The sequence below is a fragment of the Wenyingzhuangia fucanilytica genome (assembly GCF_001697185.1).
In the GTDB taxonomy this organism is placed as follows: Bacteria; Bacteroidota; Bacteroidia; order Flavobacteriales; family Flavobacteriaceae; genus Wenyingzhuangia; species Wenyingzhuangia fucanilytica.
The window spans coordinates 2,042,014-2,068,381 of sequence record NZ_CP014224.1 but is presented as its reverse complement, the minus strand read 5'-3'; the positions used below and the strand labels follow the sequence as shown (position 1 = coordinate 2,068,381).

Genomic DNA, 26,368 nt, shown 5'->3' with positions numbered 1-26,368 from the left:
ATGAAATATACTTTTCTACTATTTGTTTCATTTGGTCTGACTTTATTTGCTCAAAACTCAAATGAAACAAGTATAACTGTTGATGAACCTTTAGTGGCTAAAGATAGTTTTGCTCAAAAAGTTTGGGTAGATACCTTGTTGTCTAAAATGACTTTAGATGAAAAAATAGGTCAACTGTTTATGGTACAAGCATATTCCAATAAAGACGATTTGCATAAGAAAGAAATTACTGATTTAATTGAGCAGTATCATGTAGGTGGATTAATTTTTATGCAAGGAAGTCCTGAGAAACAAGTTAATCTGTATAACGATTATCAGTCTAAAAGTAAAGTTCCTTTACTAGTTGGTTTTGATGGAGAGTGGGGATTGTCTATGCGTATCAAACCATCATTTGCATTTCCTTGGAACATGACTTTAGGAGCTGTTCAAAACGATTCACTGATATATCAAGTAGGAAAGCAAATAGGGATTCATTGTAAAGAAGTTGGGGTTCATATCAATTTTGCACCAGTGGTAGACATCAATACAAATCCTAAAAATCCAATTATAGGGAACCGTTCTTTTGGAGAAGATAGAGAAAATGTAACTCAAAAATCTATAGCATTTATTAAAGGAATGCAGAGCGTAGGTGTTTTAGCAAATGCCAAACATTTTCCTGGTCATGGTGATACAGCAGCAGATTCTCATAAGACACTGCCTGTCGTGAATTTTGATATCAATAGATTGGATAGCATTGAGATGTATCCGTACAAACAATTGGCAAAGTCAAATTTAGCTAGTGTAATGGTGGCTCATTTAGATGTTCCTGCTTTAAAAACGGAAAAAGGTAGGCCTACTTCAATTTCAAAAAGAGTAATTACAGATTTATTAAAAAACAAAATAGGTTTTAAAGGATTGGTTTTTACTGATGCTTTAAATATGAAAGGGGTTGCAAATTATATGCCTGCTGATAGTGTGGCTTTAGAAGCTTTAAGAGCCGGTAATGATATGTTGTTAATTCCTGTAGATGTTGAAAAAGGAATAGCTACTATTCGTAAAGCGATTAATGATGGTTTGGTGTCTGAAACTAGATTAGATAGTTCTGTTGTAAAGGTTTTACAAGCTAAATATTGGACGGGCTTAAATAATTTAGAATTATTGAAAACGGCTAATCTTCAACAAAGAATACATACCCAAAAGGATGATTTGTTATTTAAAAAAATAGCAGAAAACGCTATTACTTTGGTAAAAAATAATGATGATTTTTTGCCTTTAACTAGATTAGATACTTTGAGTATAGCTTCTATTTCTCTTGGAGATGAAAGTAGTAGTGAATTTGTTAAAACAATTGATAAATACAAATCGGTTTCAGTTGTAAAGGGGGTAAATCAATCAAACTATAAAAATAAATTAGAAAAGTATAATACTGTTGTTATAGGTGTGCATAAATCTGATGCGACTCCATGGAAATCATATGAAATTTCTAAATCTGATATCTATTTAATCAATCAGATAGCAAAACACAAAAAGGTAATTTTAACAGTTTTTGCAAGTCCTTATGCTTTGCTAAAACTAAATGGTTTTAATAATATATCAAATGTTATTGTTGCTTATCAAAACAATTCGGTATTTCAATCTGTAGCTGCACAACAGATATTTGGGGCTCTTCCTTTTTTAGGAAAATTACCAGTTTCTGTATCTAAACAATTTAGTGTTGGGAGTGGAGTAGTTACTAAATCCATCAACAGGTTGCAATATGGAACTCCAGAAGAGGAGGGGATGGATAGCGTTAAATTATCAAAAATTGATTCTATTGCAGAATATGTGATTTCTGATAAAATGTCTCCGGGATTACAAGTTTTGGTAGCAAAAAACAATAAGGTTGTTTTTGAAAAATCGTATGGTTATTATACTTATGAAAAAAAACAAAAAGTAAATAACAACTCTATGTACGACTTGGCATCGTTAACCAAAATACTAGGAGCATTTCCCTTGTATTTAAAGGCTTTTGAAGATGGTGTCTATCATTTAGATGATACTTTAGGAGATTTGTTGCCCATGTATAAAGACAGTCCTCTAGGTGATTTGTTAGTAATAGATATGTTTGCGCATCAGTCTGGATTAAAAGCTTGGCTTCCTTTTTATTTAAAAACTTTAGATAGTGTTTCTCATCAACCCATGAAAAAATGGTACACTAAAGTTAAAGGCAATGGTTATGATGTTAAAATTGCAGATAGTTTGTTTTTAAAAAATGAATATATAGATAGTATTTATCAAGAAATTAAAATAACGCCTCTAAGAGATAAAAGAGATTATAAGTATAGTGGTTTGCCTTTTTTGCTATTTAAAAAAGTATTAGAAAATCATTACCACAAGACTATGGATGTGTTGTTAGCTGAAAATTTCACCAATTATTTAGGGGCTGATAAGTTGCTGTATACTCCGTTAAATAAATATCATAAAGATAGTATAGTTCCATCAGAGGATGATCAATATTATAGGTATCAAAAATTGAAAGGAAATGTTCATGATATGGCAGCGGCAATGTTTGGAGGTGTTACAGGAAATGCAGGGCTTTTTGGAAATGCCAACGATGTAGCTAAAATGATGCAGTTATATTTAAACAAAGGTGTTTATGGAAATCGTAAATTTTTCAAATCAAATACATTTGATAACTTCAACAAATCATATTTTATTAATAGAGATAACAGAAGGGCTTTAATTTTAGATAAACCATCTTTTGACCCTAAAGTTCTTAATACTTGCAACTGCGTTTCTGATAAAAGTTTTGGTCACAGTGGGTTCACAGGTACTTTTGCCTGGGCGGATCCTGAATCAGGATTGATATATGTATTTATTTCTAATAGAACCTATCCAAGTATGGATAATAATTTACTTGGTCAAAAGGATATTAGAACTAAAATTCAGCAGTTAATCCAACAGGCTATAATACAATAGTTTAAGTTTTTATAAATTATTATTTCCTGTTTATCTTCTAGTATTTAACATTTGTTAATTTAAATCTATCCCGTTTTTGTGTTTAATGATAGTTTATTGCAAATAAAATATTACTGTTTATTGTTTATATAATTAAAAATAACAAATAGTTTTATGAGTTAATCTATTGGTTTATAGTTGTTTCTTGTAGGTGTGGTGGCGTTTGTTTACAGCTGTTTTTTAATGGGGGAATTATTTTACCTATATTAAGGTATACTTATTAACCTATTAATTAACCTCATTATTTCATTATTTAAATAAAGTATATATGTAAGAAAAATAGATTATTTCATTAGTGGAATAATGAACAAATCTTTAATGCTATGAAGATACGTTTGTTGTTGTTGGTTGTAATGATTGTTGCTTCGTTACAACTGTTTGCTCAAAAAGAAGGAATTGTTCAAGTTTCTTTAGATCCAACTATGTTGGTTAATGGCCCTTATGCCGACAGTGAAAAAGGTGCCTTAAATTTTTTAATTAAAGCCTCAAGAGGTAATGCTAATAATGAATTAGGATTGTATTTTGAAAAGTTTTCTGCAATGGAATATACCAGTGCAGGTGTGTTGTATAACTATAAAATGGACTTAACTACAGTTTCATCTATGTTAAACAATATGATTGGGCTAATTGGATTAGACGCTGGGTATATTAGAAGAGATTTAGCTAAAAAATCTGATGCTTTTACCACGTCTATAAATGCTGAGTTAAGGTATTTAATTAGTCAAAATTTTGGGCTAAATTTAACATCCAATTATAGGATGAGAGGAGATTTGATAGATTTGTATAATGACAAAACTCCCTTTATTTTTAGCGGTTACGTAGGATTGTTTTATATTTTGTAACAAACTACATTTTTAATGGAATCACTTTATTTAAACACACTTTGATAAATGTTTAAATAAAGTGATTTTACTTTTAAACACTATAGTGATTTTGTTTGTGTATTTGCTTTTAAGATAAACAACTAAACCTTTCTTTAATTAAAGTGATAAACCTTATATTTGCGAGTCAAAATAATAGGTAAGAATTTTCTATAATTCCGACCCATTAGCCAAAGAAAAATTATGGCAGATATTAGAGAAGAAATAAAGAAAAGAATTTTAGTGTTAGATGGTGCTATGGGTACCATGATTCAGCAATACAAATTTACCGAAGAGGATTATAGAGGAGAACAGTTTAAAGACTGGCATGTTTCTGTAAAAGGGAATAATGATATGTTGTCTATCACCCAACCAACTGCCATTAAAGAAATACATGCAAAGTATTTTGAAGCGGGAGCAGATATAGCCGAAACCAATACATTTTCTAGTACAACTATTGCCATGGCAGATTATGAAATGGAAGATTATGTATATCAGTTAAACTATGAATCTGCAAAAATAGCCAAAGAAGTAGCAAATGAGTTTACTGCTAAGGAACCACACAAGCCACGTTTTGTAGCAGGTTCTATAGGGCCAACAAACCGAACGCTAAGTATGTCACCAGATGTAAATGATCCTGGTTATAGAGCAGTAACTTTTGATGAATTGCGCATTGCATATAAACAACAAACAGAAGCTTTATTAGATGGAGGTTGCGATGTCTTGTTAGTAGAAACAGTTTTTGATACTTTAAATGCAAAAGCAGCTTTATTTGCTATTGAAGAAGTTAAAGAAGAAAGAGGTATTGATGTGCCTATTATGTTAAGTGGAACAATTACCGATGCTTCGGGTAGAACTTTATCAGGTCAAACTGCTGAAGCTTTTTTAATTTCAGTTTCTCATATCCCTTTGTTGAGTGTTGGGTTAAACTGTGCTTTAGGAGCAGATGCTTTGGTTCCTCACTTAGAAGCTATTTCAAGTAATACTCAATATGGAGTATCTGCACATCCAAATGCTGGATTGCCAAATGCGTTTGGTGAATATGATGAAACTCCTGAACAAATGGCTTCTCAAATTCAAGGGTATTTAGATAAGAATTTAATTAATATTATTGGAGGTTGTTGTGGTACAACACCAGCACATATTAAAGCTATTGCAGATATTGCGGCCAAAGCGGAGCCTAGAAAAGTTGCAGAGCAACTTTGTACGAAATAATATAGTTATAATATTGAGACTTAGTACTAAATACTCAGTACTCAATACTAAGCGAAAGTAATGAGCAAAATAAAACAAACAAAATACATGAAGTTATCAGGACTAGAACCTTTGGTTTTAGGACCGGATATGAATTTTATCAATGTAGGAGAGCGTACCAATGTAGCAGGATCTAAAATGTTCTTAAGGTTAATCAAAGAAGAAAAATTTGATGAAGCCTTAGCAGTAGCATTACATCAGGTAGAAGGGGGAGCTCAAATCATTGATATTAACATGGATGATGGTTTGATTGATGGAAAAGAGGCAATGGTTCGCTTCTTAAACTTAATCATGGCAGAGCCAGATATTGCTCGTGTACCTATTATGATTGATTCCTCTAAGTGGGATATCATAGAAGCTGGATTACAAGTGGTACAAGGTAAGTGTGTGGTAAACTCTATTTCTTTAAAAGAAGGTGAAGAGAACTTTAAAGAACAAGTTCGTAAGCTTAAAATGTACGGAGCAGCTGTTATTGTAATGGCTTTTGATGAAGAAGGACAAGCTGATACTTATGATAGAAGAATAGAAATTGCAGAACGTTCATACCGAATTATGGTTGATGAATGTGGTTTTCCATCAGAAGATATCATTTTTGATTTAAATATATTTCCTGTAGCAACGGGAATGGAGGAGCATAGAAGAAATGCTATCGATTTTATTGAGGCTACTCATTGGGTACGTACCAATTTAGAAAATGCAAGTGTAAGTGGTGGGGTTAGTAATGTTTCTTTCTCATTTAGAGGAAACAATCCTGTGCGTGAAGCAATGCATTCTGTGTTTTTGTATTATGCTATCCAAAAAGGAATGAATATGGGAATTGTAAACCCAGCGATGCTAGAAGTTTACGATGATATTCCTAAAGATTTATTAGAACATGTAGAAGATGTAATTTTAGATAGAAGAGATGATGCTACCGAAAGATTATTAGATTTTGCAGAAAGTTTTAAAGGAGAAAAAAAATCTGAAGCTCAAAAACTAGCTTGGAGAGAATTGCCTTTACAAGATAGAATTACCCATGGATTGGTAAAAGGAATAGACCAGTTTATTGTAGAAGATGTTGAAGAAGCTCGTTTAACGGTTGAAAAGCCTTTAGAAGTTATAGAAGGTCATTTAATGATTGGAATGGGAGTTGTTGGAGATTTGTTTGGTGAAGGAAAAATGTTCTTGCCACAAGTTGTAAAATCAGCTCGTGTAATGAAAAGAGCGGTGGCTCATTTAATGCCGTTTATTGAAGCTGCTAAAGATGAAAACAGTCCACCACAAGGTAAAGTGCTATTAGCTACTGTAAAAGGAGATGTTCATGATATTGGTAAAAATATTGTAGGAGTAGTGTTGGCTTGTAACAATTATGCAATTGTAGATTTAGGGGTAATGGTTCCGCCCGAAAAAATATTGCAAGCAGCTATTGATGAAAAAGTTGATGTGATTGGATTGAGTGGTTTAATTACGCCATCTTTAGATGAAATGGTTCACATTGCCAAAGAAATGAAGCGATTGAATTTTACCATTCCATTGTTGATTGGTGGTGCTACAACATCTAAAGCACATACAGCTGTTAAAATAGCTCCTGAGTATGATGGTGGAGTAGTTCATGTATTAGATGCTTCGCGTTCTGTACCAGTTACGAGTACGTTAATTGGAGAGGATAAAAAGATTTCTCAAGCATTTAAAGATAAAACATACGCAGAGTATGATAAGGTTCGTGATGGATTTTTAAATCGAGCTCGTAAAAAAGTGTATTTACCATTAGCAGAAGCTAGAGCTAATAATTATAAGTTAGACTTTAATTCAGAAACTGTATATGCACCTAATAAAATAGGGGTTCAGGTTATCGATAATTTACCGTTAGAAGAGTTGTTGCCATTTATGGATTGGACTCCATTCTTTCAATCGTGGGAGTTACATGGTAAATTTCCGGCAATTTTAGAAGATGAAATTGTAGGAGAACAAGCCAAAGATTTGTACAAGGATGCCAAAGCAATGTTGGATACAATTGTAAAAGAAAAATGGTTTGTAGCCAAAGCGGTTTATGGATTGTTTCCTGCAAATACGGTGAATGCTGATGATATAGAAATCTATACAGATAATAATCGTGCAGAAACCATTCAGACCATGCTAACCTTACGTCAGCAATCTAAAAAAGCAGCAGGAAAACCACATATTGCTTTGTCTGATTATATTGCTCCAAAAGATAGCGGTGTAGAAGATTATATTGGTGCATTTTGTGTAACAGCAGGATTTGGTGTTGAAGAAAAAGCTGAAGAGTACAAGCAAAACTTAGATGATTACAATAGTATTATGGTAAAAGCTTTGGCGGATAGATTTGCAGAAGCCTTTGCAGAATATTTACATGATAAAGTTCGTAAACAAGATTGGGGATATGCTAAAGGAGAGGATTTATCTAACGAAGAGTTGATTAAAGAGTCTTATCAAGGTATTCGTCCTGCACCAGGATATCCATCTTGTCCAGATCATACAGAGAAAAGACAATTATGGGATTTGTTAAATGTAAAAGAAAATATTGGGGTTGAGTTAACAGATAGCTTAGCAATGTTCCCAACAGCATCGGTTTCTGGACATTATTTTGCACACAAAGACGCTCGCTATTTTGGTTTAGGTAAAATAACCAAAGAACAAGTACATGATTTTGCAAATAGAAGAGGTTTAACAAATACAGAAGCAGAACGTTGGTTGAGTCCTAATATGGCAGAAGAATAGAATTTTTGTAAGTATCAAAATGATTGATAGACCTATAAGCAAAAGCGATTATATAAAACTTTGATTAGTTGAATAATTGTATATTTTTGTTAACTATAAAGAATAAAGTAAAACATTAAAAAAATAAAATTATGGCATTAGAAATTACAGATGCAACGTTTGAAGAAGTAGTATTACAGTCAGATAAGCCAGTTTTGGTAGATTTTTGGGCTGCATGGTGTGGACCATGTAGAATGGTTGCTCCAATCATTGATGAGTTAACTGCTGAATATGAAGGAAAAGCTGTTGTTGGAAAGGTAGATGTTGATGCAAACCAAGAATTTGCAGCAAAATATGGTGTTCGTAACATTCCAACAGTATTAGTATTTAAAGGAGGAGAAGTAGTGGATAAACAAGTAGGAGTAGCTCCAAAGGCTACATATGCAGCAAAAATTGATGCAGCTATTTAAAACTTTCTCTATATAGATATAAAAAAAGATTACCATTGGTAATCTTTTTTTATGCGTAAAATTCTGAAAATTAATAAGCTAAGTTTTTTATGATAAAAAAAACAAAAAAAAGCTTGTAAAGCCTTTGCACAACTGTGATTTAGTTGTATATTTGCAACCGCTAACAGCAACGGTCTGGTAGTTCAGCTGGTTAGAATACCTGCCTGTCACGCAGGGGGTCGCGGGTTCGAGTCCCGTCCAGACCGCAAGAGAAAAGTTAATCTCTTCCAAAACCTTATAAACATTATGTTTATAAGGTTTTTTTATTTATGCTGATTTGAATACAAAACAAAATATTTTATATATTAGGTAAGTATTTCGGTTAGTATAATTTAAAGCTTAAAATTACTAACCTCTTTACATTAAAAAGATACTATTAGTTTGACTTGACTTTCGTCCTATTGTTTCACCACAAAAGACGATTACTATGGTATCATCAAACACTTATTCATTACTTACCTGGTTGTATACTCAAAATGTAGAACCTGGTTTTGCTATTATTTATTTTAGAATCACAATTAATTCTAAAAGAGCTAATATTAGTTTAAACAAGAAAATTAAAATCGATTCTTGGGATTATTATAAATCTAAAGTTAGAGGTAATTCTAATGAAGCAAGGATGTTAAATCAATTTCTTAAAGAAGAAGAATCTAAAATTGCAAAAGCTTATAGAGAGTTAGAACTTGAAGAGAAACTAATTACTGCACAATTAGTTAAAGCAAGGTATTTAGGTACCGACCAAAAACATAAAACTTTACAAGATTTAGTATCATATCACAATCAATTTGTTGAGAAAAAAATCCATAAAAACACTTTACGTAGTTACAAGACTTCCCAAAAGTATCTTTTTTTATATGTAAATGAACTACTAAAAACTACCGATTTATACCTCAAGCAATTGGATTATCAATTTTTGTTAGGTTATGAATCCTATTTACGTAATTATCAACCTACAAACGGTCAACATGCAATTGAAAATAATACAGTTATGAAACACATTCAAAGACTCCGTAAAATGATAAAGATGGCAGTTGAACTGGAATGGATTAACAAAGACCCTTTTATTAGGTTCTCTCCTACTTTCATAAAGAAACAAAGAGAATATTTAACAGAATATGAATTAGAGAGTATTCAAAACTATCATTCAAGAATTGAAAGATTACAATTGGTTAAAGACCTATTTTTATTCAGCTGCTATACAGGTTTAGCTTATATAGATATTAAAAATTTAACTCCAGATAACATTGTAATAGGTATTGATGGAGGCAATTGGATAATAACCAAAAGACAAAAAACAGGAACTCCTGTAAAAGTTCCATTGTTAGAACTTGCTGAAAACATCATAAATTCATATTCCGAAAACTTACGTGTTTTACATTCAAATATATTACTACCAACTATTTCCAATCAGAAGCTAAATAGCTACCTAAAAGAAATAGCTGATGTATGTGGAATTACTAAAAACTTAACCTTTCACATGGCACGTCATACCTTTGCAACTACGGTTACATTATCTAACGGAATTCCAATAGAAACGGTATCAAAAATGTTAGGTCACACTAAGCTTACAACTACCCAGATTTACGCAAAAATTGTAGATAAAAAAGTAAGTGAAGACATGAATATTCTTAAAGAAAAATTCTCTTACAAGCCTCATATACAAAGAGTTTCATAATAATCAACTTGAGTATTTTATAGCTGTTTGATTGTTTTTAGCTGCGTAAAAACACAGGTAGTATTTTATTTGTGATGTTTTTAAATATTTTCACATGCAAAAATTTAAATAATTCTATGAAAAAGATATTAGATTTAGTGAAAAATTACGAAAACACATTAAAAAAAATTGAAAGTAAGCACCTTAAAAAAGAAGAGGAATTAAAACTAAAACTTAAAGAAGCAAAACATCATTTGCATCAAATTAGAATTTATGTTAGAACATTATCATTTGAAAATACACAAGAGGAGATTACGTTTTTTAAAAAAATAAAACCTAGTATTTGTGGACAGATAAAATTTTTCAAAATTCAGCTGTCATATAAGGCAGAACAACCCTTTGTATCCATTGAAAAACAAAAGAAGTATATTCTTAAAGAGCTAAGATTATTAGAGAATAAAAAGAAAAGAAATCAAAGCTTTTACAGGTACATAAAACAAGAACAAACTTCTTTGGATGATAAGTATTTTGTTAGAGGAAACGAACAATTAGCTTTATTTTCACAATCTGATTATGCAGATACTGACCCAGAGTTTACAACCTCACATGATCTATTGACATGTGAGGTAGTTACCTATGAATTACTTTCAACCTATTTCAAACAAGAGCTTTATTGTTTATCTAATTTCGAGGCAGGATGTTATAATACTATTGATAACAATTCTATTGCGGAAAACTTTACTTGGACAGCTTCAAAAACAGACTTAGTTGAGCTTATATATGCTTTAAAAGTAACAGGGGCTATAAATGGCGGAGATACTCAAATTAAAGAAATCACCGATGTTTTTGGCAAACTATTTAATGTCAACCTTGGGAATTATTATAAAACTTTTGGAGAGATTAAAAACAGACAAGAGAATCAAACAAAATTCTTATCAAACTTATCTTCAAATTTAATTTTAAAATTAGAAGTTGATGATTTTTAATATTCGGTATTTTTTGGAACTACCGAATTCACCTTTTTTCATCCTTTATACAATATCAAAAAAACCTCAACCCTTGAAAACGTTGAGGTTTTCATTTTTTTAAAATTTTATTCGGTAGTTCTGAAAACTACCGAATAAAATTCATCAAAGCGTTGCAATTTTGGAAAACGAAAGTCAAATCAAACTATTAGTTAACCATTAAAATTGTAAAATTATGCCAACAGCAATTATTACGACGGATGATTTAAGAGAATTTAAAACTGAACTATTAGAAGCTTTTAAAAAACTACTTGAATCAAATTCAACAACCAAAAACAAGAAGTATTTAAAATCTAATGAAATTATGGAACTGCTTCAAGTAAGTCCAGGAACATTACAAACACTTCGAATCAATGGAACTTTACCTTATACCAAAATTGGAGGAATTATTTATTACGATGCTGAAGAAATTCAGAAAGTAATGGAGGAGAATAAAGTAAAACACTAGAATGATGATGTCAGAAGTCAATTATATAAAACACTTAAAGGTTTTTTATGATAAAACAATTGATGACCAACGCTTTAATCCAACACATATCAGTCTATACATGGCTTTGTTTCAATTGTGGAATGTAAATAGGTTTCAAACTCCTTTTTATGTAAACAGAAACGAAGTCATGATTATGGCAAAAATTGGTTCAAAAACAACTTATCACAAATGTATTCGTGATTTAAATAAATGGAAATTTATCAAATATAAACCCTCTCAAAATCCATTTAAAAGTAGCGAAGTAAACATGTACAATTTTTGGACTAGTAATGGACAAGTAGTGGGACAAGATGTGGGACAGGTAGTGGAACAAGATGTGGGACAAGCACTGGTATCTTATTATAAACATAATAAACATATAAAACGTAATAAACATTATAAACAGGAAAATCAAAATTCTGATTATTTAAAAATTGAAAATGACAAAGATTATAGCCAACCATTATGAGCAATTTTTTTTCAAAAAATAAAAGTTCCGGCCGATTTTAAAAAATGAAAATATTGTAACAAATGACATACAAGGTTATTTCGTAAAAATGGATTTGAAATTTTCGTAAAAGAAAAAGATGTCTGAACGAAATCCTGAATTTATTTCAGGAAGTAGTGAGTTCTTTTTCTTTAGAAAATGAGAATAGCATTTTAGAAATGTTCTTGAAGTCTTGACTTTTTGGTTCGTTTTGTGTCAAGACAAAATGAACGTAGTGAAATAAAAATTTAAAAACAACTCTATGCACCCACACATCATACACGAAAAAGAAACCCTATTCGAATTAGGAACCATAGAAAACAACATCATCCACTACGATTTTGATAAAATTGTAGCCTACCTCAACTACAAAGGAAGATTAACCTTTGGAAAAAACTTTAAAATCTACGAAGATGACATGTTTTTACTTTACAAGCTTTGCTTGTATTTTATCAGAGATTATAAAAAATGTGAAAAATACGGACTAGATCCCAACAAAGGAATTTTACTTTCTGGACCCGTAGGATGTGGTAAAACAAGTTGGATGAAATTATTAAAACATATTTCGCCAAACGTTATCAATTACGAAGTCATTCCAAGTAGATTTTTAACGTTCCAATTCAATAGCAAAGGTTTTGAGGTGATAGAAAAATACGGTTCTAGCTTTTCTTTTTGTTTTGATGATTTAGGAGTAGAACCTGATGGAAAACACTTTGGACAAGATTGTAATGTCATGGGAGAAATATTACTCTCCAGGTACGATTTATTCCTCCAAAACAAAAAACTAACATTTGCTACTACGAACCTCAACGCAGAAGAAATTGATGAACGTTACGGTTCTAGAGTTCGTTCACGTATGAGACAACTTTTTAATCTAGTGGCTTTTGATAAGAATTGTAGGGATAAAAGGTTGTGATAACCTGAAATATTTGATATAAATCATTACTTTTAGATTTGATATAACAAATTACCTGCAAGCCAAAAAAACATTCGTAATCATAAAAAATTCAGGAAAATCAACGTACTTTAATCATCTATTAAGATTTGAAAATGAAATTTGAAAATAACACACACATAAGTGGAGATGGAGTTTATTATGAAGGAGTAATAAGAGATGTTAATCGCTCGAAAGTTTCGTTACAACCAGTTTATGAGGCATTTACAAATTCACTTGAAGCAATTCGAATAAAGGAAAAAATAAACAAAGGTTTCAAAGGAAAAATTGAAATAAAAATATATTCAACTCAAAATACAGACCAAAGTTTTACTTTTTCTAAACTTCAAATAAGTGACAACGGAGTTGGTTTTGATGATAAAGAATTTAAGAGATTCAATACATATAAAGATTTTACAAAAGGGTTTAAAAACCTTGGCTCTGGAAGAATACAGTACACTCATTATTTTGATTCTACTAAAATAATGAGCATATATTTAAATAGTGGAAAATATAGAAAAAGAGAATTTTATGTTTCAAAAAAAGAAGATTATCTTAAAAAAAACTCTATAATTTTTCACAAAAAAGATATTGAAATTGAGGCAAAATCTTCTGGAACAACTCTCACTTTCGAAGGACTTTTAGACCAAACTAGAAATATATATCATACTTTAAATGATGTCAATTTAAAAGACTCACTTTTAAAAAGATACATTCAATACTTTTGTTTAAACAAAAATAATTTGCCAGAAATTATTTTAGAACATTATGTATTTAACGATAAAGAAAGTCAATCAACAATATCAAAATCTGACATTCCAAAAATTGACAAAACAGATAATGTAAAAGTTCATTATTCAAAATTATCTGATGATGCAAAAAGCATCATTGAAACTGAAAAATTTGAAACATTTACAATAAACTCATACAAATTAGATAAATCATTTTTAAAGCAAAATGATTTAAAACTAACAAGTAAACACGAAGTAGTAGAAAACTTTGAAGTCAATTTATCTTCTCTTTCTAAAGATGAAGTAATTGATAATAGTCATTTTCTTTTTTTAGTTTCTAGTGATTATTTAGATGACAAAGACACAAATGAAAGAGGAGAAATAGATATTCCTAACAATGATATTTTTTCAAATGATCCAAACATATTTAATGAAGAAGTTATAATTCTAGATCTTCTAGAAACGAAAATAAATGGTACAATCAATAATTTATATCCACAAATAGAAAAAATTCAAGAAAAACATCAGTTAGACATTAAAAATCTTAAGGAAATGTTTTTATTGCCGGAAGATTCAGAAATTGAAATTTCTATAAATGATAGTGATAAAAAAATATTAGAAAAATTTTACACTGCAGAAGCAAGAAAAAAAGCTGATTTAGATTCGAATTTAAAAAGTAGTATTGAAAGACTAAATCATCTAGATACCACTTCTGAAAATTATTCAGATACACTAGATGCTGAAATTGAAAGAATAGCTAAAGTAATTCCACAACAAAATAAAGCTGATTTAACACATTATATTGCTAGAAGAAAACTTATTCTTGAATTATTCTCTTTAATTTTAAACAGAAAATTATCAATTCAAAATGATGGTTCAAGAAATAAAGATGAAGCATTACTACATAATCTAATTTTTCAACAAAACGCAACAACACCTGATAAAAGTGATTTGTGGATTATAAATGAAGATTTTATATATTTTCAAGGGATTTCAGAGTCCAAGTTATCTGATATCAAATTTAAAGGAGAAAATATAATTAGAGAAGATTTATCTGAAGAAGAAACTCAATTTATAACTTCTATTGGAGAAAACAGGCTTCATAAAAGACCTGATATTCTATTATTTCCACAAGAAGAGAAATGTATAATTATTGAATTTAAAAACCCTGACGTTAGTGTTTCTGACCACTTAAATCAAATAAATAATTACGCAACTCTTTTGAGAAATTTTTCAATTCCAGAAATGAAACTAACTACTTTTTATGGATATCTAATTGGAGAAAAAATTGAACCAAATGATGTTAGAGCTTATGATGCTGATTTCAAAAACGCCTATAATTTTGATTATTTATTTAGGCCATCTAAAACTATAGCTGGAATTTATAGCAACGAAGGAAAGGACGGTTCACTTTATACAGAAGTTGTGAAATATTCTACGCTTCTTGAGAGAGCAAAAAATAGAAATAATGTATTTATTAAAAAACTAACGAAAGATAATATTGAACCACAATTATAAAATAAGAATTAAGGCCTGCAGGTAACACCGTATATAATTTATTGCTGGCTTTTTGCTTACTTACGAAATCCTCGCGGACTTTCTTGGTCGGTAATTATTTACTAATTTAGTTGCTTAAAACACGTTAAAACAACACCCCTTGCTTATCATCTAACTGAATAGCAGTAAAATCATAAAAATTATCAACCTGGTTACCTTGTAACCAGGAATGCATTTTATCCAACTCCGTAAAAGCGTAAGGCATACGGAGTTTTGTATTATGTATTTCTTTCATAATACCTTGAGCTTCGGTTGTAATTATTGTATAAGATTTTACACCATCATGCTCATCATACAAACCTGCCAAAGCAAACAATTCATTTTTGTTTCCTATTTCATATTTTACTTTCTGACCGTAATAATGTTGCCATTCGTAAAAACCATCAACAATAATAATGCATCTATTATCTTGAATGTTTTTAAAAGATGGTTTTTCTGCTAAGGTTTCAATCCTTGCGTTTAAAGTATAGTTCCTGTTCCAATCATCTGGTGCCCAATGAGGATGTAATCCCCAAGAAACATTTTGTACCAATTGTATATTTTCATTGGTAATAATTGGTGTTTTTGGATATTCAAAACCTACAAAATGTTCAGATATAGGAAAGTTGTCTATATCTTCTATTTCAGCTTCAAATCGATTCGACACCTCTTTGGCTTTTTTTGTTTGTTTACTATGGAAGCACATTTAAATATTTTAAGAGTTCTTCTATAACATATATAACGAACATAATTATCATACAAATTATACCAAGCTTAAATTGAGTTCTTCTAAATTGAGGTAAATCATTCATGCTATTTTTTATTTCAATTTAAAAAATAATTAGTTATTTTAGTAACTGTCTAAAAATGTTTTAAATGTTTTTAGCGTTTTTTTTACCTCCATTATTTTTTAATGGAGGTTTTTTATAAATCTCTAATCAAGTGTTTTACAACCCCTCTACACTGAATTACATCATCTTCATTAATCTCAATATTAGGAAAATCTTCATTGTCAGCAACAAGTAAGTTTCTTGATTTATCTAATCTTTTCACAGTAAAATCATTGTTGTTTACTGATAGAATCCCAATATCATTATCCTCTAAATTTAAGTCTGCTCTTACGATTAATAAATCTCCAACATGTAAAGTATCAAACATTGAGTTTCCTTTTACCCTTACAATAAATGTACTATTAGGCTTGCTTAATAATTTAGCATCTAAACTCAGTCTTTGTTCTTTAAAGTCATCAGCAGGACTTGGAAAGCCTGCTTGAACACCATCTTCATAATAAGGAACATAAACACCATCTTCAGAAATTCTGAAAGGCACCATTTCTAACTCACCACTTAAACCTTTTGCTACTTTAATTATTTTCATGTTAATCAACTTCTAAAACCTCATCCCAGTGAGTCGTAAATCTAGGACTCAATCGCTCTTGTTTCATTTTCCAAGTTCGTCCTAAACCTTGACCACCAATTTTTAATTTGCGTACTCCTAATTTACGATTAATATCATCAATAGTTTTCATCAAAGGATTGTGTTTAGGGTTCTCATTCACAAACAAATTCAATTGTGTTTCGTTATTTGGCCTAATTCCCATAACAATTACTCCTGCTTTTTTATAAGCATAACCCTCTTTGTAAATTGCTTTTAAAGCCTTTTGTGCATACTGACTTATCGTAATACTCGATGAGGTTGGATAAGGCAATTGTACCGTAATATTTCTACTATACTGTGCCTGGTTCTTTTTATGGTAATTGGTCAACACAAAAACCATTATCAAAGTACAGTTGCTGTCTTGTTTTCTTAGCTTCTCAGCACATGAACAAGCAAAAGTGGCTACTCGCTCCTTTAAGCTAAAATAATCGCTTATATCCCTGTCAAAACTTCTAGTAGTTGAAATTGCTTTCTTGTTTTTAACCTCATCTAAAGACAGTCTAGGTTTTCCCTCTAATTCGTGTTTTAAACGTAACCCTACAATAGAAAACTCTTTTTGTACCCATGAATCTTGTAGTTGCGTAAAGTCATAAGCAGTCATGATATTTTTAGCTTGTAAACGTTGAGAAAACTTTCTCCCAATTCCCCAAACATCTTCTATTTTAGTCCACTTCAATGCTTTAATTCGTTTCTCTTCAGTATCTATTACATAAGAACCGTTGGTTCTTTCCGGAAACTTCTTAGCTATCTTATTTGATATTTTACTTAGTGCCTTCGTATTAGCAAACCCAATGCTAACTGGAATTCCCACATGCTGCAATACAGTTTCTCTCATTTTTACACCATAACTTTGTAAATCATAATGATCAAAACCTTTAAACTCTAAAAATGCTTCATCAATAGAATAGATTTCAATATCTGGAGTAAAGGTTCGTAAGGTATTCATAACACGATTACTCAAATCACCATACAAAGCATAATTACTAGAAAACACATGAATTTGATACTGCTTAAAAATTTCTTTATACTTAAAAGCTACAGCTCCCATAGGAACAAACTTCTTAGCCTCATTGCTACGCGCTATCACACAACCATCGTTATTTGATAACACAGCAATAGGTTTTCCGTTGAGATGAGGTCTAAAAACTCGTTCACAACTCGCATAAAAATTATTACAATCTACAAGTGCATACATAAATACAAAGTTAATCTAGTTCAATCAAATACAAATAAATTGTTGATAAGTGTGCTGTACCTACACAATTACAAGGATTACCGTAATTTAAAATAAAACGAATGATTATATTAGTTGAATGATGAGAAAATAAATGTTTATGAATACTAATTATCCTTTTTGGTTCCAAGTACTAAAATCATTTTATGAAAATGATGATTATTACAATGGCTTAACAATACCATACTTGGTAGGTGCTTCAACAATTATAAGTCTAGATAAACCATTAATTACAATAAATGACTTGATAACAGAAGCTCAAAACATGAATTTACCACATATGGTAGAGCTTTTATTTTGTGAAGCCGAAGAAGAATTTGTGCTAAGAATTTATGATAAAGAAAACTTAGTAGGGTTAGATGAATTCCACAAACAGTATGATAATTTAATCATTACAGAAGAATCTTTAGCATATCTAAGCTTAGAAGAAGTTATTAATGACATGTATATGTTATATCAAGAACATATACAAAAAGGTAATTATCATAAAAATAATGGGAAATGGTCCAATTACAGTAAATATGATATTAATAGAATTATACCATTTAATTCATAACGAAATAATTATAAAAAATATTATTATATATTGCTTACTTCCTAATACAAAACATATTTTTATATGTTTAAAATAACTGATATTAAATATCAATAATATAAAATGCAAAACTTACAACAAGACCTTATAGAACTACTTAAAAACGAAGATAACTTAGTAGTAGACAATCAATTAAATAAAAATAAGATTATAGAAGCAGCTTTAAAAGTAGAGCCATTTCTAATAAGTCTATTAATCAAAAATGATACGTTTAAAAAACACTTTTTCCAAGAAGTAGAAAATGTATTAGTATTCGATAAAATTAAGTTTCAAAGGTTTGTAAACAATAAATCTTTCTTACCAGATAGCTACACAGCATTTAAAAACAAAATAGGATTAGCAATAAATGATGACTCTACAGATAATTTTATAAAAGCTAAAAATGATGTTGTATTAGTGTGGCCTCATAAAGATTGCGTTTTAGAAGGAGGGCAAAATAAAGAAGACCAAAAGAGAAATGAGATATTTTGGAATGAAACCCTTGCACCCGATAATGTAGATAGATTATTAGATGCAAAGGCATTTACCAACTTCAAAAAATACGATAAAGATGGTGTGCATAATGTAACCGACATTAAAGGAGATGAAAACCTAATCTTAAAAGGTAATAATTTGTTAGTAATCTCTTCTCTATTAAAAACACATAGAGGTAAAATAAAATTAATATACATTGATCCACCTTATAATACAGGTAATGATGATTTTAAATACAATGATTCTTTTAACCACTCAGCTTGGTTAACATTTATTAAAAACCGTCTTGTAATTGCAAAAGATTTATTAAAAGAAGATGGTGTTATTTTTGTTCAATGTGATGATTCTGAACAAGCTTATTTAAAGGTTGTAATGGATGAAATATTTAATAGGGAAAACTTCATTTCTTGTATTGTCTACAGAAGAAGAAAATCACAGGCGAATTTAAGTAAGAATATATCACCTATTCACGACTATATTCTTTGTTATTCAAAATCAAATCAATCTTTTTTAAATAAAATAAAACCTAATATTGATGAGTCAAAATATAAAAATCCTGATAACGACCCAAGAGGTTCATATGTTACAATGCCTTGTACAAATGGCGGAGGCTCAAAATATACCATAAAAACACCTACAGGTAGACTTATTGAAGATGAATGGAGGTTTAAAAAAGATACTTATGATAATTTAGAGAAAGACAATAGACTTGTTTTTCCTCGAGGTGGTGAAGGCAAACCTAGATATAAACTTTTTTTGTCGGAGAAAAAAGAAAATGGAGTTGTACCCAATTCCTGGTGGGATGATTTAGGTTCTAATCAAGAAGCTACACGAGAGTTAAAATCATTATTTAATAAAAATATTTTTTCTTATCCTAAACCTGAAAAATTAATAAAAAGGGTTATTGAGTTAGCTACTAATGAAAATGATATTGTTTTAGATTTCTTTTTAGGTAGTGGTACAACCGCATCGGTTGCTCATAAAATGAATCGTAAGTATATAGGTGTTGAGCAAATGGACTATATAAATACAGTTACAACAGAAAGACTTAATAAAGTAATTGAAGGTGAACAAGGGGGGATTTCAAAAGATGTTCAATGGAAAGGAGGTGGTTCTTTTGTATATGCGGAATTAATGCAGTACAACCAATATTTTATAAATAATATTCAGGAAGCTAAAACTAAAGAGGATGTCTTAATGGTTTGGGAAGAAATGCAAAACAAGGCATTCCTTTCTTACCAATTTGATAAGGATATGTTTAATTCTCGTTTAGAAGCTTTTAAAACAGCATCATTAGAGACTATGCAATATTATTTAGTTCAGATCTTAGATAAAAATCAACTTTACTTAAATTATAGTGAAATTGAGGATGCAACTTTTAAAGTTCCCGATACAATAGTAGGTTTAAATAAAGGTTTTTATGATAGAAGTTAATAATTTTTCGAAAGACCTGTTTGTAAAAGCTAAAGCATTTGAAATATTTAGAAATGAGTGTAAGGATTATTTACAAAAAGTAAATATGAATTTTGATAAATTTACAATAGTTGGTCACGATTCTTTTATAGGATATGTTACAGAAGCAGTAATTTCAGATTATTTTTTAAATAGTTTTAATAACGTTAAAGTTTCTAGTTGGGAAAAGAATCACGACATAAAAAGAATTATAGAAATTATTGAGTCAAATGATTATTCTTCGGAAAGTAGCTCTTTGGTGAAGGAGTATTTTTATGACAAATGGGATATAAAAATTGAAATAAATAACAAAACTCTTTATTGTGACGTAAAGACAGCTTATACGGCAAAAAAACCTAATCAAAATTGGGTTTTTATGTATCCAGTTGTTCAGGCTTCTAAAGAGGGTAAAGATTTTATGATTCTTGTATATTACATCGTTAGTGATATTAAAAACATAGAATCTCTAAAAAAATTAATAATAGTTGGTTCTATAACTACAGATGTTATTAATGAGTGTAAAATAATTAAAGCAGGTGAAAAAACAAGATTTGGTACAGTTAGCCAAATTGATAATTATTTAACTGAATTATCAAAACATTACAAACCTATATCAAGCCAGATACTATGATTGAAAAAGGCATAACAAGACTAGACAAGCGTATTGCAAGTAAAATAGAAGATGGAGATTTAGTTGTAGAATTATCACCAATTATAAAAAACAACCTAAAGTTTACTCCTAGACCTTATCAAATAGAAGCATTTACAGCGTTCAATTACTACTTAAACAACCCACGTTTAAGAGCTAAACCTACACAAGTGTTGTTTCATATGGCAACTGGTTCTGGTAAAACATTGGTAATGGCAGGTGCTATTTTAGAATTGTATAAACTAGGTTATCGTAATTTTATTTTCTTTGTTAACACAGATACTATTATACGTAAAACAAAAGAGAATTTTTTAAATGCAAATAGCTCTAAGTATTTATTTAAAGAACAAATAAATATAGAGGGTGTAAATGTAAATATTACAGAAGTAGATAGTTTTGAAAGTACCAATACAGATGATATTAGTATATTATTTTCTACCATACAAGGCTTACATAAAAAACTTAATGCACCACGTGAAAACAGTATAACTTTTGATGATTTTATAGATAGAAAAACGGTGCTAATAAGTGATGAAGCTCACCATATCAATGCGTTAACCAAAAAGAAGCACTCAGCTAGTGAAAAAGAAAATTTGACAAGTTGGGAACACACAGTAGAACGTATTTTATTAGCAAGTCCAGAAAATATAATGATGGAGTTTACTGCTACATTAGAATTAAGTCATCCAAGTATAGCTTCTAAATATGCTAATAAATTATTATATGATTATTCATTAGCAAAGTTTAGAGAAGATGGATATTCTAAAGAAGTACAAACAAATCAAGTAGATTATCAACCTATACAACGTGCTGTTGTTGCAGTGTTAATTAGTCAATTCAAAAAGAAAATATTTGCATCTAAAGGTATTTTAGCAAAACCAGTAGTAATGTTTAAATCTAAAACTACTATTGAGAGTGCAGAAATGGAAAAAGCTTTTATTGATGAAATTAAAAACTTAACCGTAACTAAATTAGAAGACTTAATTAAGTTAGATAATGAAATTTTAGATAAAGCAATAACATATTTTAAAGAACTTAATATTTCACTTCAAGGTTTAATAGATGAAATAAAGGAAGACTTTTCAGAAGATAAAATAATATCTGTAAACTCTAAAAATGATACAGATGATAAACAAATAGTAATAAACAGTCTTGAAGATAATAGTAATGAATACAGGGCAGTTTTTGCAGTAGATAAATTAAACGAGGGTTGGGATGTCCTAAACCTGTATGATATTGTAAGATTATATGATACTCGTGATGCCAAAGGGAGTACACCTGGTAAAACAACAGTAGCAGAAGCACAATTAATTGGTAGAGGGGCAAGATATTATCCTTTTCAATTAGAAGAAAATCAAGAGTTAGACAAACGTAAATACGACAATGATTTAGACAATATCATGCGTCATTGTGAAACCTTACATTATCATTGTTCACACAATCCACGTTATATTACAGAATTAAACAATGCACTTCGTCAAATAGGAATGTTTCCTGAAGAAAAAGTAGAAGTAGATTTAATTTTAAAAGATGAATTTAAAGAAACATCCCTTTATAAAAATGGATTTATTTTCTTAAATAAGAAAGTAAAAAACAATCCTAAAACATTATTAGAATTTCAAGAACCAACAATTGTAAAAAAACATACGTATGCATTAAGAACAAATCGTTCTGCTTCTACTACTATACTAGATAATACATCTGTAAAACAAAATAAAGTTCAAGCAAATTTTGCTAACAAACACCATTTTTCTATTTGGGATAAAACCATTATTCAAAAAGGATTGAATAAAATACCTTTTTATAAGTTTAGCAACTTAAAACAGTTTTTTCCTAGTATTAAATCAATGCATGATTTTATAACTAATGAAAATTATTTTGGTGGTATAATAGTAGAAGTTACTGGTTTACAAAAAGACACTAATAATTTATCATCACATCAAAAATTAGAAATTGTTATAAGTGTAGCAACCAAAATTGCTAATGAAATATCAACCAAGTTTGGTGATTATAGAGGTACAAAATCCTTTTATAGAGAACCATTAAGAAAGTATTTTAAAAATAAAAAACTATCATTTTCTGTTAACACAAATACAACAGCAGAAACAGGAAAACCAACAATGCGTAATGATATTCCACAAGAATATTTTGTAGATTTAAATAAAGCAGATTGGTATGCTTATAATGAAAACTATGGTTCGTCAGAAGAAAAGTTTTTAGTGAAATATTTCCATGATAACATAGATGATTTAAAGGAAAAGTTTACAAATATATATTTGTTAAGAAACGAACGGTTTTTCAAGCTATACAGATTTAGCGATGCAAAGGCAACAGAACCAGACTTTGTATTATACATGACAGAAAAAAAATCAGATGATGAAGTCATATATCAATTGTTCATAGAACCTAAAGGAGATCATTTATTATACAATGATGAATGGAAAGAACAATTCCTTCAAGAAATAGAAAAGGAAGCAGTTATAGAATTATACGAAAGTCAACAATATAAATTGATTGGTATGCCATTCTACAACAAAGCTAACAGAGAAGATGTTTTTGTTGAAAAATTAAATAAACTATAAAATCAAAAAAAGCTATGAACGATTTTAAAGGAGCAAGGTGGTATAAGTGCGATTTACATTTACATACAACAGCAAGTAGGTGTTTTCAAGATAGAGAGGTAACAGCTCAACAATGGGTTGACAAAGCTATAGAACAGGGTCTAGATTGTGTTGCGGTTACTGACCACAATAGTGCAAATGGTATTGAAGCAATTCAAGAAATAGCTAAAAACACTAATTTAACCATCTTTCCTGGTGTTGAAATTACTTGTGATACATCTAAGGTTCATTTATTAGTATTATTTGACCCAACCAAAACAAATACTGATGTTCGTGATTTCTTAATAAGATGTGATATAGATGAAGCTAATTTTGGTAATCAAGATGCTAAAACAAATAAAAGTATAATTGAAATAGCAGATATGGCTTTAAAATATGGTGCTATTATTATTCCTGCTCACATTGACGAATTTAATGGTTTAGAGGCTATTGGTAATCAAATTTTACAAGAGTTCTACAGTAGAGAAGATATAAATGCAGTTCAAATTGTACATAAAGCATTTTATGAAAAGGAATATTCTAATGCAACAATCGGTAGTGTTGTTCCAAGTTTAAATGATTTTTACAATAATCCTACACCTGCAATAGATGAAGCTACAGCTAAGAAGTGGTATAATACAGTAAAGCTATCTAAGGAAAGTGATTTAGCGTTATTAACTTTTTCGGATAATCCACACGAACCTAAAAACTCTATACACGGTTTAAACGGTATTGGTTCAAGATTCACTTATATAAAAATGGACGAAACGCCTTCTTTAGAAGGGTTAAGGCAAGCATTTTTATTGCCATCTCATAGAATAGTTAATGATTTTGTTGATGCAACTTCTACAACAAATAAACCTGAATTTTGGATAAAATCAATAACCATAACTAATACTACGTTAACAGGAACAGTGCCTTTTAAAATAGGATTTAATCCACAATTAAATACAATAATTGGTGGTCGAGGTAGTGGTAAATCAAGCATTTTAAGATTTATTAGAGGTGTATTTAACCGTACGAGTAATCTTGAAAATTTTGCTGATTTAGTAAAAGAGCATAATAGTTTCTATAAAACGAATGAAGTAAAAGGAACAGAGTCTGTAGGTGTATTTAATGATGTATCTACCATTGAAGTAGAATTTGTTCGTAAAGACTTTTTATATCGTGTAATAGCATCTGAAATAGTAAGCTCTGTCAATCAAACTATAGAGATTAATAAGTTAGTTGATGGAAATTGGGAGAAAATTGAGGAAGAAGAGTTTTTAAACTTCTTAGAGTTTGAGCAATATTCTCAAAAGCAAATATTTGAAATTTCAAAAGACCACAACGCCTTGTTAGATAGGGTTGATTTGAATGTTGAAGAAATAGGTCAATTAAAAGATAAAAGAAAGGTTGCAAAAGAAAACTTCTTAAAGTCTTGTATTACGATTAGAACACATCAAGTAAGTTTAAAATCAAGACTTAAATTAAAAACTGACATTGAGGACTTAAAAAAGAAATTAGAAACTTTAGATAAGGCAGGAATAAAAGAGTTAATGGCAGAAAAAAAGTCATTTGCTGAAGAAGAGAAATTACTAAACGATTATAAAGAACAAATTCAAGTATTAGTTAATCAATTAGAGGGGCTAAAAACAGAGTTTGATATTGAACAACCAGATGAAACTGGTTTTTCTGAAAGTAATAGAGAAGAACTTAAAATAATCTTAACTGAGGTAAAAGAAGCTCTATCTACAAAAGCAACGGAGTATGAAGCACTAATAACATCAATATCACAGATAAAAACTGATTTAGAAACTAAACTAACATCCTCACAATGGAAGCAGGCATATACTACAGCATTAACTAATTATGATGTAAAGAAAGCTGAACTTGAAGCAGAAGGTGTTGAAAACATAGATCAATACGAAGCTATTACAAAAGAGATTGAAACTAAGGAAGAAGAATTAGTTGCTCTCGATATTATAAAAGAGAAAGAACGTTTAGAACTTGTAGAAAGAGCCAAATATCAGGAAGAATTTATTCAATTATCTAAAGATATAACTGTAAAACGTAAGGCATTTATTGATGAAAATGTAACTGATGGGAAAATTAGAGTAAAAATTAAACCTTTCAGAAGTCAAACAAGTTTCGAGTTACAAGTCCGTAAGATTATTGGTAAAGACACTTCTTTTGAAGAAGATTTTAAAAAGTTAAAAGAGTTATGTTTCCAAGGTAACGTAGAACAGAAAATAGAAGAAGTAAAAAAGGTATTCCGCAAAAATTACTTTGATGATAATGCTGATGTAGTTGGTGGTCATTTTAAGAATGCTGTCAAAGGTATAACGGATGCAGGTATGGATGAATTAGAGTTATTTATGCCAGAGGATGAAGTGGTTGTAGAATATAAACCTGAAAATGCTGTTACGTTTAAATCGTTATCTACTGCTTCTGCAGGACAACGTACTACTGCAATTCTAACTTTCTTATTATCTTTTGGAACAATCCCATTAATATTAGACCAACCAGAAGATGATTTAGATAATAGATTAGTCTACGATTTAATAGTAGATAGATTAAAAATAGCTAAACGAAGTAGGCAAATTATTGTAGTAACTCATAATGCAAATATTCCTGTAAATGGTGATGCAGAATATATTATTTCAATGGATTCAGAAAGTCAACATACATCTGTTTTACATTCTGGTACAGTAGAAATAGAAGAGATTAAAAAAGAGATTTGTGATGTCATGGAAGGAAGTGAAAAAGCTTTCAAAATGCGTTCTGATAGATATAAATTAGTTTAATTTAAGTAT

General features: G+C 29.9%; 19 protein-coding genes and 1 tRNA gene. 17 read left to right on the top strand and 3 right to left on the bottom strand.

Features of this window, described 5'->3' with window-relative positions; translation table 11 throughout:
- The 12 genes from AXE80_RS08280 to AXE80_RS08225 all read left to right on the top strand — a co-directional run bounded on the left by AXE80_RS08280 (position 1) and on the right by AXE80_RS08225 (position 15,114).
- The gene (locus tag AXE80_RS08280; RefSeq protein WP_068826220.1) at positions 1-2,937 is read left to right on the top strand and encodes a glycoside hydrolase family 3 N-terminal domain-containing protein; all 2,937 of its coding nucleotides are present in this window, start codon (positions 1-3) and stop codon (positions 2,935-2,937) included.
- A 362-nt stretch (positions 2,938-3,299) separates the two neighbouring features.
- Entirely contained in the window at positions 3,300-3,818 is a 519-nt protein-coding gene (locus AXE80_RS08275; RefSeq protein WP_068826218.1) for a hypothetical protein, read from the top strand.
- Between the two features lie 222 nt (positions 3,819-4,040).
- Positions 4,041-5,051 carry a homocysteine S-methyltransferase family protein gene (locus AXE80_RS08270; RefSeq protein WP_068826216.1) on the top strand — a complete coding sequence of 337 codons (1,011 nt, stop codon included), beginning with the start codon at positions 4,041-4,043 and terminating at the stop codon, positions 5,049-5,051.
- Positions 5,052-5,111: 60 nt separating this feature from the next.
- On the top strand, positions 5,112-7,808 hold the full coding sequence (gene metH, locus AXE80_RS08265) for a methionine synthase (protein WP_068826214.1): 2,697 nt from the start codon (positions 5,112-5,114) through the stop codon (positions 7,806-7,808).
- A gap of 131 nt (positions 7,809-7,939) precedes the next feature.
- Positions 7,940-8,257 (top strand): thioredoxin, encoded by a 318-nt coding sequence (trxA, locus tag AXE80_RS08260; RefSeq protein WP_068826212.1) that lies wholly within the window; start codon positions 7,940-7,942, stop codon positions 8,255-8,257.
- 171 nt (positions 8,258-8,428) lie between these two features.
- Positions 8,429-8,502: transfer RNA gene (locus tag AXE80_RS08255), tRNA-Asp, on the top strand.
- A gap of 221 nt (positions 8,503-8,723) precedes the next feature.
- On the top strand, positions 8,724-9,971 hold the full coding sequence (locus tag AXE80_RS08250) for a site-specific integrase (RefSeq protein ID WP_068826210.1): 1,248 nt from the start codon (positions 8,724-8,726) through the stop codon (positions 9,969-9,971).
- 74 nt (positions 9,972-10,045) lie between these two features.
- Positions 10,046-10,936, top strand: a complete 891-nt coding sequence (locus AXE80_RS08245) for an RteC domain-containing protein (protein WP_068826208.1) — start codon at positions 10,046-10,048, stop codon at positions 10,934-10,936.
- 214 nt (positions 10,937-11,150) lie between these two features.
- Positions 11,151-11,423: a helix-turn-helix domain-containing protein gene (locus AXE80_RS08240; RefSeq protein WP_068826206.1), complete on the top strand. Its 273-nt coding sequence runs from the start codon at positions 11,151-11,153 to the stop codon at positions 11,421-11,423.
- A 4-nt stretch (positions 11,424-11,427) separates the two neighbouring features.
- Positions 11,428-11,913, top strand: a complete 486-nt coding sequence (locus AXE80_RS08235; RefSeq protein ID WP_335673656.1) for a hypothetical protein — start codon at positions 11,428-11,430, stop codon at positions 11,911-11,913.
- Between the two features lie 280 nt (positions 11,914-12,193).
- Positions 12,194-12,847 carry a P-loop NTPase family protein gene (locus tag AXE80_RS08230; RefSeq protein WP_068826204.1) on the top strand — a complete coding sequence of 218 codons (654 nt, stop codon included), beginning with the start codon at positions 12,194-12,196 and terminating at the stop codon, positions 12,845-12,847.
- 134 nt (positions 12,848-12,981) lie between these two features.
- Positions 12,982-15,114 carry a PDDEXK family nuclease gene (locus tag AXE80_RS08225; protein WP_068826202.1) on the top strand — a complete coding sequence of 711 codons (2,133 nt, stop codon included), beginning with the start codon at positions 12,982-12,984 and terminating at the stop codon, positions 15,112-15,114.
- A 124-nt stretch (positions 15,115-15,238) separates the two neighbouring features.
- On the opposite strand, the gene AXE80_RS08220 is transcribed toward AXE80_RS08225, so the two are convergent.
- The 3 genes from AXE80_RS08220 to AXE80_RS08210 all read right to left on the bottom strand — a co-directional run bounded on the left by AXE80_RS08220 (position 15,239) and on the right by AXE80_RS08210 (position 17,764).
- On the bottom strand, positions 15,239-15,838 hold the full coding sequence (locus AXE80_RS08220) for an SOS response-associated peptidase (protein ID WP_068826200.1): 600 nt from the start codon (positions 15,836-15,838) through the stop codon (positions 15,239-15,241).
- 218 nt (positions 15,839-16,056) lie between these two features.
- Positions 16,057-16,509 (bottom strand): LexA family protein, encoded by a 453-nt coding sequence (locus AXE80_RS08215; protein WP_068828786.1) that lies wholly within the window; start codon positions 16,507-16,509, stop codon positions 16,057-16,059.
- A 1-nt stretch (position 16,510) separates the two neighbouring features.
- Entirely contained in the window at positions 16,511-17,764 is a 1,254-nt protein-coding gene (locus tag AXE80_RS08210; RefSeq protein ID WP_068826197.1) for a Y-family DNA polymerase, read from the bottom strand.
- A 139-nt stretch (positions 17,765-17,903) separates the two neighbouring features.
- Here AXE80_RS08210 and AXE80_RS08205 point away from each other — a divergent pair, with 139 nt between their 5' ends.
- From AXE80_RS08205 to AXE80_RS08185, 5 genes are all read left to right on the top strand, one after another.
- Positions 17,904-18,359, top strand: coding sequence for a hypothetical protein (locus AXE80_RS08205; RefSeq protein ID WP_068826196.1), 456 nt, complete (start codon positions 17,904-17,906; stop codon positions 18,357-18,359).
- Positions 18,360-18,461: 102 nt separating this feature from the next.
- Positions 18,462-20,306 carry a DNA methyltransferase gene (locus AXE80_RS08200; protein WP_068826194.1) on the top strand — a complete coding sequence of 615 codons (1,845 nt, stop codon included), beginning with the start codon at positions 18,462-18,464 and terminating at the stop codon, positions 20,304-20,306.
- Positions 20,293-20,955 (top strand): hypothetical protein, encoded by a 663-nt coding sequence (locus AXE80_RS08195; protein WP_068826192.1) that lies wholly within the window; start codon positions 20,293-20,295, stop codon positions 20,953-20,955. Before AXE80_RS08200 ends, AXE80_RS08195 begins: the two co-directional genes overlap by 14 nt.
- A complete protein-coding gene (locus AXE80_RS08190; protein WP_068826189.1) occupies positions 20,952-23,555 on the top strand; it encodes a DEAD/DEAH box helicase family protein in 2,604 nt (867 codons plus the stop codon). Before AXE80_RS08195 ends, AXE80_RS08190 begins: the two co-directional genes overlap by 4 nt.
- Before the next feature lie 14 nt (positions 23,556-23,569).
- Positions 23,570-26,359, top strand: a complete 2,790-nt coding sequence (locus AXE80_RS08185) for a TrlF family AAA-like ATPase (RefSeq protein WP_068826186.1) — start codon at positions 23,570-23,572, stop codon at positions 26,357-26,359.
- The last annotated feature ends 9 nt before the right edge of the window (positions 26,360-26,368 follow it).

Excerpts from the sequence above, each read along its gene's own strand:
- AXE80_RS08205 (WP_068826196.1), top strand. The coding sequence starts at position 17,904 with ATGAATACTAATTATCCTTTTTGGTTCCAAGTACTAAAATCATTTTAT.
- AXE80_RS08230 (WP_068826204.1), top strand. The coding sequence starts at position 12,194 with ATGCACCCACACATCATACACGAAAAAGAAACCCTATTCGAATTAGGA.
- AXE80_RS08200 (WP_068826194.1), top strand. The coding sequence starts at position 18,462 with ATGCAAAACTTACAACAAGACCTTATAGAACTACTTAAAAACGAAGAT.
- AXE80_RS08225 (WP_068826202.1), top strand. The coding sequence starts at position 12,982 with ATGAAATTTGAAAATAACACACACATAAGTGGAGATGGAGTTTATTAT.
- AXE80_RS08210 (WP_068826197.1), bottom strand. The coding sequence starts at position 17,764 with ATGTATGCACTTGTAGATTGTAATAATTTTTATGCGAGTTGTGAACGA.
- AXE80_RS08250 (WP_068826210.1), top strand. The coding sequence starts at position 8,724 with ATGGTATCATCAAACACTTATTCATTACTTACCTGGTTGTATACTCAA.
- AXE80_RS08235 (WP_335673656.1), top strand. The coding sequence starts at position 11,428 with ATGATGTCAGAAGTCAATTATATAAAACACTTAAAGGTTTTTTATGAT.
- AXE80_RS08280 (WP_068826220.1), top strand. The coding sequence starts at position 1 with ATGAAATATACTTTTCTACTATTTGTTTCATTTGGTCTGACTTTATTT.
- AXE80_RS08275 (WP_068826218.1), top strand. The coding sequence starts at position 3,300 with ATGAAGATACGTTTGTTGTTGTTGGTTGTAATGATTGTTGCTTCGTTA.
- metH (WP_068826214.1), top strand. The coding sequence starts at position 5,112 with ATGAGCAAAATAAAACAAACAAAATACATGAAGTTATCAGGACTAGAA.
- AXE80_RS08185 (WP_068826186.1), top strand. The coding sequence starts at position 23,570 with ATGAACGATTTTAAAGGAGCAAGGTGGTATAAGTGCGATTTACATTTA.
- AXE80_RS08270 (WP_068826216.1), top strand. The coding sequence starts at position 4,041 with ATGGCAGATATTAGAGAAGAAATAAAGAAAAGAATTTTAGTGTTAGAT.
- AXE80_RS08245 (WP_068826208.1), top strand. The coding sequence starts at position 10,046 with ATGTTTTTAAATATTTTCACATGCAAAAATTTAAATAATTCTATGAAA.
- AXE80_RS08190 (WP_068826189.1), top strand. The coding sequence starts at position 20,952 with ATGATTGAAAAAGGCATAACAAGACTAGACAAGCGTATTGCAAGTAAA.
- trxA (WP_068826212.1), top strand. The coding sequence starts at position 7,940 with ATGGCATTAGAAATTACAGATGCAACGTTTGAAGAAGTAGTATTACAG.
- AXE80_RS08215 (WP_068828786.1), bottom strand. The coding sequence starts at position 16,509 with ATGAAAATAATTAAAGTAGCAAAAGGTTTAAGTGGTGAGTTAGAAATG.
- AXE80_RS08220 (WP_068826200.1), bottom strand. The coding sequence starts at position 15,838 with ATGTGCTTCCATAGTAAACAAACAAAAAAAGCCAAAGAGGTGTCGAAT.
- AXE80_RS08240 (WP_068826206.1), top strand. The coding sequence starts at position 11,151 with ATGCCAACAGCAATTATTACGACGGATGATTTAAGAGAATTTAAAACT.
- AXE80_RS08195 (WP_068826192.1), top strand. The coding sequence starts at position 20,293 with ATGATAGAAGTTAATAATTTTTCGAAAGACCTGTTTGTAAAAGCTAAA.